13 protein-coding genes and 1 riboswitch are annotated in these 13,660 nt (G+C 72.4%); of the genes, 6 read left to right on the forward strand and 7 right to left on the reverse strand.

What is annotated here, in order from left to right; all coding sequences use genetic code 11:
* Positions 1 to 5 precede the first annotated feature (5 nt).
* Positions 6 to 782 carry a phosphate ABC transporter ATP-binding protein PstB gene (pstB, locus tag ABZS42_RS06905; protein WP_355143073.1) on the forward strand — a complete coding sequence of 259 codons (777 nt, stop codon included), beginning with the start codon at positions 6 to 8 and terminating at the stop codon, positions 780 to 782.
* Positions 783 to 890: 108 nt separating this feature from the next.
* Here the strand turns inward: pstB and ABZS42_RS06910 are convergent, their stop codons facing one another.
* The gene (locus ABZS42_RS06910; protein WP_355142994.1) at positions 891 to 1,724 is read right to left on the reverse strand and encodes an NUDIX hydrolase; all 834 of its coding nucleotides are present in this window, start codon (positions 1,722 to 1,724) and stop codon (positions 891 to 893) included.
* A 71-nt stretch (positions 1,725 to 1,795) separates the two neighbouring features.
* On the opposite strand from ABZS42_RS06910, the gene ABZS42_RS06915 reads away from it, so the two are divergent.
* A complete protein-coding gene (locus tag ABZS42_RS06915) occupies positions 1,796 to 2,764 on the forward strand; it encodes a Gfo/Idh/MocA family oxidoreductase (RefSeq protein WP_355142995.1) in 969 nt (322 codons plus the stop codon).
* A gap of 117 nt (positions 2,765 to 2,881) precedes the next feature.
* Here ABZS42_RS06915 and ABZS42_RS06920 read toward each other — a convergent pair whose 3' ends face one another.
* The 4 genes from ABZS42_RS06920 to ABZS42_RS06935 form a co-directional block, all read right to left on the reverse strand.
* Positions 2,882 to 3,889, reverse strand: a complete 1,008-nt coding sequence (locus ABZS42_RS06920; RefSeq protein WP_355142996.1) for an inorganic phosphate transporter — start codon at positions 3,887 to 3,889, stop codon at positions 2,882 to 2,884.
* A gap of 4 nt (positions 3,890 to 3,893) precedes the next feature.
* The gene (locus ABZS42_RS06925; protein WP_076466922.1) at positions 3,894 to 4,520 is read right to left on the reverse strand and encodes a DUF47 family protein; all 627 of its coding nucleotides are present in this window, start codon (positions 4,518 to 4,520) and stop codon (positions 3,894 to 3,896) included.
* A 129-nt stretch (positions 4,521 to 4,649) separates the two neighbouring features.
* Positions 4,650 to 5,603, reverse strand: coding sequence for a PPK2 family polyphosphate kinase (locus ABZS42_RS06930; RefSeq protein WP_355143074.1), 954 nt, complete (start codon positions 5,601 to 5,603; stop codon positions 4,650 to 4,652).
* Positions 5,604 to 5,726: 123 nt separating this feature from the next.
* Entirely contained in the window at positions 5,727 to 6,233 is a 507-nt protein-coding gene (locus tag ABZS42_RS06935; RefSeq protein WP_355142997.1) for a DUF402 domain-containing protein, read from the reverse strand.
* A 123-nt stretch (positions 6,234 to 6,356) separates the two neighbouring features.
* Between ABZS42_RS06935 and ABZS42_RS06940 the strand changes: the two genes are divergently transcribed.
* Complete coding sequence (locus tag ABZS42_RS06940) at positions 6,357 to 8,510, forward strand: ATP-dependent DNA helicase (RefSeq protein WP_355142998.1); 2,154 nt, start codon at positions 6,357 to 6,359, stop codon at positions 8,508 to 8,510.
* A 37-nt stretch (positions 8,511 to 8,547) separates the two neighbouring features.
* Here ABZS42_RS06940 and ABZS42_RS06945 read toward each other — a convergent pair whose 3' ends face one another.
* Positions 8,548 to 9,900, reverse strand: coding sequence for an AI-2E family transporter (locus ABZS42_RS06945; protein ID WP_355142999.1), 1,353 nt, complete (start codon positions 9,898 to 9,900; stop codon positions 8,548 to 8,550).
* A 103-nt stretch (positions 9,901 to 10,003) separates the two neighbouring features.
* On the opposite strand from ABZS42_RS06945, the gene ABZS42_RS06950 reads away from it, so the two are divergent.
* Both ABZS42_RS06950 and ABZS42_RS06955 read left to right on the forward strand, forming a co-directional pair.
* Positions 10,004 to 10,342, forward strand: a complete 339-nt coding sequence (locus ABZS42_RS06950) for a co-chaperone GroES (protein WP_355143000.1) — start codon at positions 10,004 to 10,006, stop codon at positions 10,340 to 10,342.
* Between the two features lie 120 nt (positions 10,343 to 10,462).
* Complete coding sequence (locus ABZS42_RS06955) at positions 10,463 to 10,630, forward strand: hypothetical protein (RefSeq protein ID WP_165947321.1); 168 nt, start codon at positions 10,463 to 10,465, stop codon at positions 10,628 to 10,630.
* Positions 10,631 to 10,706: 76 nt separating this feature from the next.
* Here ABZS42_RS06955 and ABZS42_RS06960 read toward each other — a convergent pair whose 3' ends face one another.
* Positions 10,707 to 12,122 carry a PrsW family intramembrane metalloprotease gene (locus tag ABZS42_RS06960; RefSeq protein WP_355143001.1) on the reverse strand — a complete coding sequence of 472 codons (1,416 nt, stop codon included), beginning with the start codon at positions 12,120 to 12,122 and terminating at the stop codon, positions 10,707 to 10,709.
* Positions 12,123 to 12,187: 65 nt separating this feature from the next.
* A riboswitch (SAM riboswitch) is annotated at positions 12,188 to 12,308 on the forward strand.
* Between the two features lie 45 nt (positions 12,309 to 12,353).
* Here ABZS42_RS06960 and ABZS42_RS06965 point away from each other — a divergent pair.
* On the forward strand, positions 12,354 to 13,619 hold the full coding sequence (locus ABZS42_RS06965) for an aminotransferase class V-fold PLP-dependent enzyme (RefSeq protein ID WP_355143002.1): 1,266 nt from the start codon (positions 12,354 to 12,356) through the stop codon (positions 13,617 to 13,619).
* Positions 13,620 to 13,660: the final 41 nt, after the last annotated feature.

A 13,660-nucleotide genomic window follows, 5' to 3' on the forward strand; every position in this document is an offset into this window, starting at 1 on the left:
CCACCATGGCCAAGCGCATCGAAGCCTCGAACGTCACCGCCTACTACGGCGCCTTCAAGGCGATCGAGAACATCAACCTCACCGTCGAGCCGAAGACGGTCACCGCCCTGATCGGCCCCTCGGGCTGCGGCAAGTCGACCTTCCTCCGCTCGATCAACCGGATGCACGAGGTGCTCCCCGGTGCCCGGGTCGAGGGCAGCCTCACCATCGACGACCAGGACATCTACGACCGGGACGTCGACGTTACCGCTGTCCGCCGCATGATCGGCATGGTCTTCCAGCGGCCCAACCCGTTCCCCACCATGAGCATCTACGAGAACGTGGTGGCCGGGCTGCGCCTCAACGGCGTACGGAAGAAGTCGATCCTCGACGAGGCCGCGGAGAAGGCGCTGCGCTCGGCGAACCTCTGGGACGAGGTCAAGGACCGGCTCGGCAAGCCGGGCGCCGGCCTCTCCGGCGGTCAGCAGCAGCGGCTCTGCATCGCCCGGACGATCGCCGTCGAGCCGCAGGTCGTCCTGATGGACGAGCCCTGCTCGGCGCTCGACCCGATCTCCACGCTGGCCATCGAGGACCTGATGTTCCAGCTCAAGGACAAGTTCACGATCATCATCGTCACGCACAACATGCAGCAGGCCGCCCGGGTCTCGGACCGTACCGCCTTCTTCTCGATCGAGAAGACCGGCGACCCCGGCCGCCTCATCGAGTACGACAACACCCAGAAGATCTTCAGCAACCCGAGCCAGAAGAAGACCGAGGACTACATCACCGGCCGCTTCGGCTGACCCACCTCACCCCGCCCTGTTGGCGGCGCACTCATGGAAAGAGTGGCCATTCCGCACGGGATGGCCACTCTTTTCGGGCAAGGGTGCGCTTCTGGGCGGACGGGGGGGTTAGTGGAGGCGGAAGTGGGGGGTGCCGTTGTCCGGGTCGTCCAGGTGCGGAGTCACCGGGGTTGCCGCGTCGCGGGTGGCGGCGGCTCGCGCGACACCGGTCAGGTCGCCGGCCGCGGCCACCTGCCCCAACGTCACCAGCGTCGGCGGCAGCATGTTCAGTTCACCCGCCTCCGCCTTGGCCCGGGCGTCCGCCGGCGGGAGCCAGAGCGTGCGGTCGGCCTCCCGTGACACGTTCCGGGGCCGCTGGCCCTGCGGCAACAGGGCCACGAAGAAGTACGTGTCGAAGCGGCGCGGCTCGAACTCCGGCGTGATCCAGCGGCTCCACGGCAGCAGCAGGTCGGAGCGGAGGGTGAGTCCCCGATCGGCGAGCAGGCCCGCGAAGCCGACCTCGCGCTGCTCCAGCGCGACCCGGGCGGTTTCCCACTCGTCCCCGCTCACGTCGCCGACGACGCTCGCCGCGTTCGCGCCGGCGAGCAGCACCCCGGCCTCCTCGAAGACCTCCCGGGCGGCGGCGCAGACCACCGCCTGCGCGGCGTCCGGCGCGAGCCCGAGCCGTTGGCCCCACTCGGCCGGCGTCGGACCGGCCCAGTCCAGGTGGGTCTCGGAATCCGACCGGTCCACCCCGCCGCCCGGGAAGGCGTACATCCCACCGAAGGTCATCGCGGCGACGCGACGGATCAGGTACACCTCGAAGCCGGGGCCGACCGGGCGGAGCAACAGCACGGTGGCGGCCACCCGGGGCACCGCCGGCACCCCACCCTCGGCACGGAACCGCCGGGCGTGCTCCACCAGAGCCGGCGGCGCGGGGAAGCCGTCGGGGTCGATCGTCATGCCGTGAGCCTAGTCGCGCCCGCCGGGAGCGCATGATCGCCCGTTCACCTGGCTGGACTAGCGTTGCCGCCATGACTCGTTGGGGCATCCTGGCCACCGGCCACATCGCCGCCCGCTTCGCCGAGGACCTCCGGCTGGTGCCGGACGCGGAGCTGGTCGCCGTCGGTTCGCGTACGCCGGAGAGCGCGAAGCTCTTCGCCCAGAAGCACGACGTGCCGCGCGCGTACGGCTCGTGGGCGGAACTGGCCGCGGACCCGGAGGTCGACGCCGTGTACGTGGCGACGCCGCACTCCGCCCACCACGCGGCCGCCATGACCTGCCTCACGGCCGGGCGGGCGGTGCTGCTGGAGAAGCCGTTCACGCTCGACGTGGCGACCAGCAAGGAGCTCATCGACACCGCCCGCGCCGCCGGGGTCTTCCTCATGGAGGCCATGTGGATGCGCACCAACCCGGTGATCCTGCGCCTGGTCGAGTTGATCGCCGACGGCGCGATCGGCACCGTGACCAGCGTGCAGGCCGACTTCGGGGCATCCGGGCCGTTCCCGCCCGAGCACCGGATGCGGGCCCGGGTGCTGGGCGGCGGCGCCCTGCTCGACCTGGGCATCTACCCGATCAGCCTGGCGCACCTGCTGCTCGGGGTGCCCCAGCACGTCCGCTCCTGGGCCAAGATCGGCCCGGAGGGCGTGGACGAGAACACCGGCGTCGTGTTCGGTTACGACTCGGGCGCGGTCGCGACGCTCAGCTGCGGCATCATCGGGGCCACCCCGCTGGTCGCCTCGGTCACCGGTACCGCCGGCCGGATCGACCTGCCGGCGCCGTTCTTCCGGCCCGACTCGCTGACCCTGCACCGGGCCGGCGCCGAGCCGGAGACCGTCTCGCTGGACGTGCCCGGCGGGGGCTACCAGTACGAGGCGATCGAGGTGCAGCGCTGCCTGGCGGAGGGCCTGCTCGAGAGCCCGCTGGTGCCGCACTCCACCACCCTCGAGGTGATGACGCTGCTCGACACGATCCGGGGCCAGATCGGCGTCGACTACGCGTGAGCGTCGATCGGATGTGAAACAGAGGCCCCGGCCGTCGCTTCCGCGACGGCCGGGGCCTCTGTTCAGTCCGGGCTCGCTCCGGGGTGCCGGCCCCCGGCGTCCTCGGCGAGCGGTGGCTCAGCCGAAGAGCGGGCGCACCACCAGGTACGCGATGCAGGAGATCAGCGCCGCGGCGGGGAACGTGATGATCCAGGCGAGCACGATGTTGCCCGCCACGTTCCAGCGGACCGCGGAGAGCCGCTTCGTGGCACCCACGCCCATGATCGCCGAGGTGATCGTGTGCGTCGTGGAGATCGGCGCCTTGAGCACCAGGGCGTTGAAGTAGAGCACCGCGCTGGCCACCATCTCGGCCGCGAAGCCCTCCGGCGGACCCAGGTCGATGATCTTGCGGCCGAGGGTGCGGATGATCCGCCAGCCGCCCGCGTACGTGCCGAGCGCCAGCATGGTCGCGGAGGTCCAGAAGACCCAGCCCGGGATGTGCGTCTTGCTCTCCTGGAATCCACCCGTGTAGAGCGCGAGGACCACGATGCCCATGGTCTTCGCCGCGTCCTGCATGCCGTGGCCCACCGACATGGCCGCCGCCGATGCGGTCTGCGCCCAGCGGAAGCCTCGATTCAGCTTGCCCGGCTGCCCCTTCCGGAACAGCCAGAGGATCGCGAGCATCACCAGGTAGCCCAGCGTAAGGCCGACGATCGGCGAGAGCACCATCGGCAGGATGACCTTCTCGACGATGTTCACCCACTGCACCACGCCGCCGCTGGCGAGGAGGGTGGCGCCGACCAGGCCACCGAACAGGGCGTGCGAGGACGACGACGGCAGGCCGAAGTACCAGGTGATGAGGTTCCAGCAGATCGCACCGAGCACGCCGGCGAAGACGACCCCGAGGCTGCCCACCCCGGTGGGTAGCGTGACCAGGCCGTCGCCGACCGTCTTCGCCACGCCTGCGCCGAAGTGCGCCCCGACGAAGTTTCCGACGGCCGCCAGCAGGAGGGCGACCCGGGGTGTCAGCGCCCGGGTGGAGACGCTCGTCGCGATCGCGTTGGCGGCGTCGTGGAAACCGTTGGTGTAGTCGAACACCAGGGCAGCCGCGATCACCGCCAGAACGGCGATGAGTTCGGGGGTCACAGGATCAGGACTCCTTGACCGCGATGGTCTCGACCGTGTTGGCCACGTGCTCGAAGGCGTCGCACGCGGCTTCGAGCTCGTCGGCGACCTCCTTCATCTTCAGCACGGTCAACGCGTCGTACTCGCCGGAGAAGAGGCGGACGAGCAGCATCCGGTACGCCTGGTCACCGTCGTTCTCCAGTCGGTTGCACTCGATCCAGTAGTCCTCGAGATCCTTCATCGACTTGAGCCGGGGCATCGCCTCGGCGGTCAGCTTCGCCTGCTGGTCGAGCACGTTGACCAGCTCGTGCATCTCCCGGGGCAGCGACGGCAGCTTCGTCAGGCCGTACAGGTAGAGGAGGTTCCCCACCGCCTCCAAGTGGTCCATCACGTCGTCGAGCAGCGACCCGAGCCGGTAGATGTCCTCCCGGTCGAACGGGGTGATGAAGGTAGAGTTGATCTTCTTGTACAGCTCGTGGGTGATCTGGTCGCTGTCGTGCTCCACCTCGGTCAACCGCTCGCTGACCGACTGCACCTCGACACCGGGCAGAGCCAGCTCGTTGAGCAGCTCGGTGCCCCGGACCAAGTTCTGCGCGGCCCTGGTGAAGAGCTCGTAGAAGGCCCCCTCGGTGGGGCGGAAGGAAAACTTCACAGCACGGACCTCGTCGTGTCGGTGGAAGGGTGGCGGACGCCGCCAGGACGCCTGCCCTGGGAATGCTAGGGAACGACGGTGGCGGGAAATTCCCGGCCCACCCCAGGCCAGGCCACATTCATCGCTCGTTCACCTGCCGTTCACCTCGGGCGTCCCTCGCGCCTCGACGACCCCAGTTCGCAGCCGCTCCCGCTCCCGCTCCGGATCGAAACCGGCGGGCGGATACCCCAGGTCGAGAGTGTCGAACGTCTCTCGGAGCAGATGCCCCACCGCCCAGTCCCGGTACCACTTGCGATCGGCGGGCACCACGAACCAGGGCGCGGCGTCCGTGCCGCACCGGCCCAGCGCATCGGCGTACGCGGCCTGGTAGTCGTCCCAGCGGCCCCGGGCGGCCACATCCGCCGGGTTGTACTTCCAGTACTTGCGCGGGTCGTCGAGCCGTGCGAGCAGGCGCTCGCCCTGCTCCGCGTACGAGATGTGCAACATGACCTTGATCAGCGTCACGCCGCTCTCCGTCAGCTCGCGCTCGAAGGCGTTGATCTCGTCGTACCGGGCCCGCCAGGTGGGCTCAGGCACCAGTGCCTCGACCCGGGCGACCAGCACGTCCTCGTAGTGGGAACGATTGAAGACCCCCAGGTAGCCGGCGGCCGGCAACGCCCGCCGGATCCGCCAGAGGAAGTCGTGCCGCAGCTCTTCGGGAGTCGGCGGACCGAAGGAGCGGATGTGCAACCCCAGCGGGTCCATGGCACCGGCGACCCGCTTGATCGTGCCGTCCTTGCCGCCGCAGTCCATCGCCTGGAGCACCAGCAGTACCCGCCGGGCCGGCCCCGACCCGCCCGTCCGGGCGGCCCCGCCCAGGGCCCCGGGACCGTCCACGGGACCCGGGTCGGGATCGGCGACCTTCGCCTCCGCGTAGAGCATCTCCTGCTGCCGGCCCAGCTCGGCTCCGATCAGCCGCACCTGGGCGCGAGCCCAGGCCTTGCGACGCTCACCGGTCACCGCCTCGCCCGGCAGCCCCGGGGTGGACCGCGGGTCGACCGTGCCGAGGTCGACCGGCGCCGTCGCCCTCAGCAGCCCCCGCAGGGGCCCGCCGACCGGCGCTACGACTTCCGTCTCACGAGGTGCCACCCTCGGATCATCACCCGTCGACGCCGAACCCGCGCGCCGACGCCGCCCCTCGCCCCCATCTCCGCCCCCGCGCGAGGGTCAGAGGACGAGGTTGAGCCATTTGCGGTACGCGGTGGCGAAGGGCTCGGTGCCGTCGCCGAGCGCGGTCAGCAGCCACCGCGCCGCGGCCTCCGCCTCGGCCACCAGCTCATCGGGGTAGCCGAAGCGCGCCCGGTGCTCGGCGAACTCGTCCTCGTCACGCAACTCCACAACGCCGGTGGCGCGCCGGCGAACCACGTCCAGGTCGAGGTCGTAGAGGTGGACGGTGTCCTCGGATTCCCAACGGGCCGGGCTGGCGATGTCGCAGTAGACCTCGCTGGTGCGGGGCGGCGGGTTGAACATGGCGGTCCACCACGCCTGGTGGGGCACCAGGAGCACGAACGGAATCTGCTCCACCGACGGACGCCCGTGGTAGATCGACTTCGTGCCGACCGGCACGCCGAGCCAAACCCCGAGGTCGTCCTCCGCGAGCCGACGAGCCGGGTAGTCGCGGTGGGCGCTGCCGTCGTACTTGCGGTAGATCACGCGGACCACGTCGCTCGGCATGAATCGCACCCTAACCGATATCGCCCACTCGTCGTAGCGCCGATGTAACGGGCTGGAACCCGACGTGCCGCCACGCGGCGGAGGGGCGCGCCCGGTGTCGGCGGCGGCGGGTACCGTCGCACGGTGACCCTGCCCCGCGCCGCCACCGGTTCCAGCACCCCGTCGGCCCGTACGGGGCGGCGTCGCGGCACCCGGCCGAGCAGCGAGAAGCTGCTCGCCGCCGCCGTGGGGGCCGTCCCCGGTGGCAGCGCCCGCCCCGGCCAGCAACAGATGACGGCCGCGATCGAGGAGTGCGTCACCGCCCGCGAGCACCTGCTGGTGCAGGCCGGCACGGGCACCGGGAAGTCCCTGGGTTACCTGGCGCCGGCGCTCACCGTCGACGGGCCGGTCGTCGTCTCCACCGCCACCCTCGCGCTCCAGTCCCAGCTCGTCGACCACGACCTGCCCCGGCTGGCCGACGCGGTCGAGCCGCTGCTCGGCCGCCGGCCCACGTTCGCCGTGCTGAAGGGGCGACACCACTACCTCTGCCTGGCCCGGCTCGACAACTCGACCGAGGAGGAACCGACCGACGGTCTCTTCGACGCACCGTCTCCCGGCCCGGCCGGCGGCAAGTGGCTCGGCGAGGCCGGTCGGCTGGGCAAGCAGGTTCAGCGGCTGCGGGACTGGGCCATGGAGACCGCGACCGGGGACCGGGACGAGCTGGATCCGGGCGTCGACGACCAGGCCTGGCGCCTGGTCTCCATGCCGGCCCGGGAGTGCGTCGGGGCGACCCGCTGCCCGTTCGGCGCGGAATGCTTCGCCGAGGCGTCCCGGGCCCGGGCACGCGAGGCGGACATCGTCGTCACCAACCACAGCCTCCTCGCGGTGGACATGCTCGCCGGGCGGCAGATCGTGCCACCGCACAAGCTGCTCATCGTCGACGAGGCGCATGAACTGGCCGACCGGGTCTCCTCGGCCGCACAGGCCGAACTGGTGCCGGAGTTGATCGACCGGTCCACCCGCCGGGCCCGACCGCTGCTGAAGCCGGAGACCGCGGAGGCGCTCACCGCCGCCGGCGACGCGCTCGCGGTGGGGCTGGCCGAGGCACCGGCCGGGCGGCTCACCGCCGGCCTGCCCGCGCCGCTGCGCGAGGCCTGCACCCTCCTCGACGCGGCCACCCGCGCCGCGCTCGACGCCATCGGGGACGTCAAGTCCGACGACCCGGACCCGGTACGCAAGCAGCAGGCCCGGGCCGTGCTGGACGAGCTGTCGACCACGGCGCAGCGGCTGCTGGAGGAGAACGAGCACGACGTCGCGTGGGTCGAGAAGCCCGACAACGGCAGCCGCCGGGCGCTGGTGGTGGCCCCACTGTCGGTCGCCGGCACCCTCGCCACCCACCTCTACGAGGACCGCACCGTGGTGGCCACCTCGGCCACCCTGACCCTCGGCGGCCGGTTCGACACGGTGGCCCGGGCGCTGGGGCTGGAGGCCCCGGCCGCTTCGCCGCCATCCCCGGCAGCCGCGGCCCTGGCCGCCGCCACCAGCAGGAGCGGCCGCGCCGGCACGAGCACCAGCGGCACCAGCGGCGAGGCGGAGCGCGACGCGGGCGGCGCGGCCACGAGCGGGCCGGGCTGGCGGTCGCTGGACGTCGGTTCGCCGTTCGACTACGCCCGGCAGGGCATCCTGTACGTCGCCGCGCACCTGCCCAGGCCGAGTGTCTCAGGCCTGCCCGACGCGGCCGGTGAGGAGCTGCTGGACCTGGTCCAGGCGCTCGGTGGTCGTACCCTCGGGCTCTTCTCCTCGCGGCGGGCCGCGCAGCAGGCGGCGGAGCTGGTCCGCGCCCGGACCGACCTGCCGGTGCTGTTGCAGGGCGAGGACGCGCTGCCCCTTCTGGTCCGCCGGTTCCGCGAGGAGCGCGAGACCTGCCTGTTCGGGGTGATGTCGCTCTGGCAGGGGGTGGACGTGCCCGGCGACTCCTGCCAGCTGGTGGTGATCGACCGGCTCCCCTTCCCCCGGCCCGACGAGCCGCTCGCGGCGGCCCGGGCGGCCGCGGTGGACGCCAGCGGCGGCTCGGGTTTCGCCGCGGTCAGCGTGCCGATCGCCGCCATCCGGCTCGCGCAGGGAGTGGGTCGGCTCATTCGGGCGACCGGCGACAAGGGAGTCGTCGCCGTGCTCGACTCACGGTTGGAGACCGCCCGCGGCTACGGCCCGTTCCTGCGCCGATCGCTGCCGCCGTTCTGGTACACCACCCGGCGGGACGTCGTCCAGGGTGCGTTGAAGCGTCTCGCCGCGTCCTGACCCGACCGTTGCCGGTCCGTCGTGGACGGCGGGGCGGTCAGGGGGTCTGCGAGGCGACCACCACGGCGTCCGGCGGGGTCGCCGGCACGGTACGAGCGGCGAGCCGGCGGATGGCCGTGTTCAGGACCGCGATCAGCGGTACGGCGACCAGCGCGCCGGTGATCCCGGCGAGCACCACGCCGGCGGCGATACCGATGATCACCGCGAGTGGGTGGATGGCCACCGCACGACCCATGATCAGTGGCTGGAGCACGTGCCCCTCCACCTGCTGCACGCCGATCACCACGCCGAGGATGATCAGCGCGGTCACCGGGCCGCTGTCGACGAGCGCGACCAGCACGGCGACCCCGCCCGAGAGCGCCGCCCCGACGATCGGGATGAACGCCCCCAGGAAGACGAGCGCGGCGAGCGGGAAGGCGAACGGGATGTCGAAGATGACCAGGAAGATGCCGATGCCGACGGCGTCGATGAAGGCGACCAGCACGGTGGCCCGTACGTAGGCGACCAGCGTCCCCCAGGCGGCGCGGCCGGCGTCGTCCACCCGCCAGCGGGCGGCCACGGGCAGCAGCCGCACCAGGAAGCGCCAGATCCGGTTGCCGTCACGCAGGAAGAAGAACGTGGCGAAGAGCACCAGCAGCAGGCCGGTGACCACCTCGGCGACGGTGCCCGAGATGGTGGTGGCCGCATCCGTGAACCGGCCGGTGTTCTCACTGACCCACTTCTGACCCTCCTCGATGTAGCGATCCAGCTGGCTGTCGGAGACGTGCAGCGGGCCGGTCTTCAGCCACTCCTGAATCTGCCGGACACCCTGCGAGGACTTCTCGCTCAGCTCCGGCACACCCTTGATGAACTCGTTCACCACCAGGGTCAGCGTGCCGACCACCGCGGCCAGGCCGCCGACCAGCACCACCCCGGTCGCCAGCGACCGGGGGAAGCGGACCCGCAGCAGCCAACCCACCGCAGGTGCCAGCAGCGCCGACAGCAGCAGCGCGATGGCGAGCGGAATGATCACGATGCGGATCGTGCCGACGATCCTCAGCAGCGCCCAGGCGACCAGGCCGATCACGATCAGGCGCCACGACCAGGCGGCGGCGATGCGCAGCGCGTGGGGCACCTCGGCGTCGTCCCGGCTGGTGGTGCTCGGCGGCGGGGGCGGTGGCAGTTCCTCGTCGACCACCGTCGCCGCCGGTGGCGCCATCGGGCCCGGCGACGCCGGCGAGGCCAGGCCGGCCTCGGCGGGAACGTCGCCGGAGGCGGCCTGCGCGGATCGTCTGGACGACCGCGCCGTCTCGTACGCACGACGGAACCGGTCGCGTACCCGCTCGAAGCGGCTCAAGCGCACCTCCTGGCAAGACGGCCGGTCCGCCCACGGTGACAGGTCGGACAGCATACGCCGACGCTCGTCACCATAGGCCCCTTGTGCGACATTGCCCTGGCCACCGTGACGGTAACCACCGGTCGAGGAGCGGGGGCGACACGGTAGCGTCTGCGACGTGACCGCCGACAACGATCTCGACTCCGGCCTGCCCATCCGCATGCTGCACGACCGCGTGCTGGTCAAGTTGGAGGGAAGCGAGGGCGAGCGCCGCTCCAGCGCCGGCATCGTGATCCCGGCGACCGCGGCGGTGGGCAAGCGTCTGGCCTGGGCCACCGCCGTCGGGGTGGGTCCGAACGTCCGTTCCATCGTCTCCGGCGACCGGGTCCTCTTCGACCCCGACGACCGGTCGGAGGTCGAACTGCACGGGCGCGGCTACGTGCTGCTGCGCGAGCGGGACGTACACGCGGTCGCCGCCGAGCGGGTGGAGGTCGACGCCACCGGGCTCTACCTCTAGCCCGCTCCCCGCGGACCGGCGCCGGACGGTGCCGGCTTTCCCGCCGCCGACCGCACGGACGCCGTTTGCACCGCTCCCCGCCGGGAAGCCAGCCCGCACCACCGGCCCTGGGGAGGGACGATGCCCGAATGGATCAGGAAGCTGCTGTTCTGGGGCTTCATCGCGTTCCTGATCTACTTCATGGCGTTCCGGCCGGACGGCGCGGCGAACATCTTCAAGGCGATCGGGGCGGGACTGGTGGCCATGTTCCAGGGACTCGGTGACTTCCTCACCAGCCTGATGACCTGACCCGCCCGGCGACCCGCGCCGGCCCGCCCGAGTATCCGGACCGGTCGGCACCGGCTCGCACTCCGGCGCCGCCCGGTCAGGCGTGCCAGGGCGGGCCGGGCTGCGGCACGTGCCAGCCGGGCGGCGCGGGCGCGGGTGGTGGCCCGCCCAACACCACCGGGATCGGCACCACCGGCTCGTCCGGCGCGTTCACGCTCCGCTGGGAGCCGTCCGGAAAACGCAGGTGGTAGCGGTTTCCGTCCCACACCCCGGCGGGCGCCTGCGGGTCCCGGCCGACGAAGAACGAGCGGTACGCCGTGATCGACTCCAGCAGCTCCCGCTCCTCCCGGGCGGTCCGCTCCTGATCCGCCGCCTTCCGGTCGAGGCCGCGCAGCGACCCGTCGCGCAACAGCGCCAGCCGGGTGGCCGCGAACTGGTAGCCGCGCATCGCCTTCACCCCGGCGTCCCCGGCCACCCGTCGCGCCCAGGCGCGGGCCGCGTGCCGACGGCCGAGACTGCTCAGCGCCGCCACCTCGGGTGGGCTCAACCAGCCGGCCCGGACGTAGTCCGGCAGCCTGCGCTCGGTGAGCCGCCCCTCCCAGGCGCGCAGCCAGACGGCCAGCCCGACCATGCCGAAGAAGATCGGCACCATCAGGCCGATGAAGCCGTACAGCATGATCAGCGGCTGGTTGGTGGCCTGGCTGAGCGTCGGCAGCAGGTTCCACGTGCCGTGCAGCATCATGGCCACCAGCAGCCCCGCGACGGGGGCGAGCACCCGGACCCGACGGTCGGCCGTACGGGCGGCGATGCCCAATCCGACACCGGTCATCGAGGTGAAGAGCGGATGGGCGAACCCGAACAGCAGGATCCGGACGATGAAGATGGCGATGACCTGCTGTGCCCCCGTCGCCGGCCCGTACCTGTCGACACCTGTCGCGAAGCCGTACCCGCCGAGGTAGAGGATGTTCTCCACCATCGCGAAGCCGACCGCCGAGAGCCCGCAGTAGACCAGCCCGTCGGTGATCCCCGACCACTCCCGTCGCCGGAACACCAGCAGCAGGATCGGCCCGAGGGCCTTCGTCGACTCCTCGACGAAGGGTGCGACCAGCACTCCGGTGAGCGCGGCCGGCAGTTTCGCGTGGGCGAGCTGGCCGGCCGCGAAGTCGTTCACCGTCAGCGCGGCGGCGGTGGCGACGAACGCACCCCAGGTGAAACAGAAGATGAGGTACTTCAGCGGCTCGGGCTCGTACCGGTCGAGCCAGAGGAAGCAGGCGACCAGCACGGGCACCGGCAGGAGGGCGGCGACCGTACCGATCAGCAGCGCCTGCACGCCGATGTTCTCGCCGATCGTGTAGACCATGAAGACCGCGCACGCCGCGATGAGGAGCACCAGCCCGGCGAGCACCAGGAACCGCCGCCAGCCCAGCCGGCGCAGCGGCATCCGGAGCGCGGCACCGGGACCGGGCGGAACGGACGGCGACGGCGGCGCGCTGCCGGGCGGGGTGTCGGCCATGCGGTCAGCCTAGCCACCGCCGGGCGGGTGGTTCTGGCGCATCGGCAGCCGCTATGCTGCCGACAGGTCACGAGCGCCAGCGTCAAGCCCCGGCTTGCTGGCCGGCAACCCTCGTCGAGTTCGCGGTGGGGTGCCCCGGGTGATGACCGGGCCCGGCCCGATCCGCGTGCCGGGCAAGCGCGGACCCCGTCCCGACGTCGCCCCGGGGTCCCTGGCCCGGGAGGTTCCCGCGTGTCCGTCACCCTCGTATCCCCGATCGCCACCGCGCCGGCCGCTCCGGCCGGGACCGAGCCGCTCGCCGTGCTCGGCGTACCGGATGAGATCAACCTCGACTACGCCGCCACCGCGCCGTGCGCGCGGGTCGCGGCCGACGCGGTGGCCGCGCTGCTTCCGTGGTACGCGAGCGTGCACCGCGGCGCCGGGGCCCTCTCCCGCCGCTGCACGCTCGCCTACGAGCGGGCCCGGCAGACGGTGGGTGACTTCTTCGGCGCTCGGGCCGAAGACCATGTGATCTTCACTCGCAACACGACGGACGCGCTGAACCTGCTGGCCCGGGCGTTGCCCGCCGGCACCACCGTGGTCACCTTCGGCGGCGAGCACCACGCGAACCTGCTGCCCTGGCCGCGCGGCTCGGTCCGGCTGCCCGTGCCCGCGGACCCGGGCGAGGCGGTACGTGCCCTGGACGCGGCGCTCACCGAGCTGCGCCGGGCGGCGCAGCCCGGGCTGCCGGTACTGGTGGCGGTCACCGGGGCGAGCAACGTGACCGGCGAGCGCTGGCCGGTGGCCGAGCTGGCCCGGGTGGCCCGGCGCCACGGGGCCCGGATCGCCCTGGACGCCGCGCAGCTCGCCCCACACGCACCGGTCGACCTGCTGGCGCTGGACGTCGACTATCTCGCCGTCTCCGGCCACAAGCTCTACGCCCCGTTCGGGGCCGGGGCGCTGATCGGCCGGGCGGACTGGCTCGACGACGCGCAGCCGTACCTGGCCGGCGGTGGCGCCACGGCCCGGGTCGGGGCGGCCACCCACGAGGTCACCTGGGCGGTCGGGCCGGCCCGGCACGAGGGCGGAACCCCCAACCTGCTCGGCGCGGTCGCGCTGGCCGCCGTGTGCGACGCCCTCGCGGACGCGGACCGTGCGGCGCTGCACGACCGGGAGCAGCGCCTGCTCGGCCGGCTGCGCGACGGCATCGCGGCGCTGCCGCACGTCGTGGAGCTGCGCACCTTCGGTCCCGACGCGCCCCGGGTGGGCATCGTCTCCTTCGTGGTGGCGGGGCGGGACTCCTCCGACGTGGCCGCCGAGCTGGCCCGGGAACACGCCATTGGGGTACGCGACGGGTTGTTCTGCGCCCACCCGCTCGCCCAGCGACTGCTCATCGAGGCGGCCACCCGCGCCGGACGGCGGGACCTGCCGCCGACCGCGTTGCGGGCCAGCATCGGGCTGGGCAGCACGGAGGAGCACGTCGACCGGCTGCTCGCGGCCCTCGCCACGTTCGCCTGAACGCCCGGCGGCGGACCGCCGGTCGGTCACCGGCCCACGGG

Origin of the sequence: Micromonospora sp. NPDC005367, assembly GCF_040606825.1 — a bacterium.
Lineage (GTDB): Bacteria > Actinomycetota > Actinomycetes > Mycobacteriales > Micromonosporaceae > Micromonospora.

What these genes read in the sequence shown, in the direction of transcription:
- ABZS42_RS06910 (WP_355142994.1), bottom strand. Translation starts at nt 1,724, where the DNA reads ATGACGATCGACCCCGACGGCTTCCCCGCGCCGCCGGCTCTGGTGGAG.
- ABZS42_RS06945 (WP_355142999.1), bottom strand. Translation starts at nt 9,900, where the DNA reads ATGCTGTCCGACCTGTCACCGTGGGCGGACCGGCCGTCTTGCCAGGAG.
- ABZS42_RS06955 (WP_165947321.1), top strand. Translation starts at nt 10,463, where the DNA reads ATGCCCGAATGGATCAGGAAGCTGCTGTTCTGGGGCTTCATCGCGTTC.
- ABZS42_RS06935 (WP_355142997.1), bottom strand. Translation starts at nt 6,233, where the DNA reads ATGCCGAGCGACGTGGTCCGCGTGATCTACCGCAAGTACGACGGCAGC.
- pstB (WP_355143073.1), top strand. Translation starts at nt 6, where the DNA reads ATGGCCAAGCGCATCGAAGCCTCGAACGTCACCGCCTACTACGGCGCC.
- ABZS42_RS06915 (WP_355142995.1), top strand. Translation starts at nt 1,796, where the DNA reads ATGACTCGTTGGGGCATCCTGGCCACCGGCCACATCGCCGCCCGCTTC.
- ABZS42_RS06960 (WP_355143001.1), bottom strand. Translation starts at nt 12,122, where the DNA reads ATGGCCGACACCCCGCCCGGCAGCGCGCCGCCGTCGCCGTCCGTTCCG.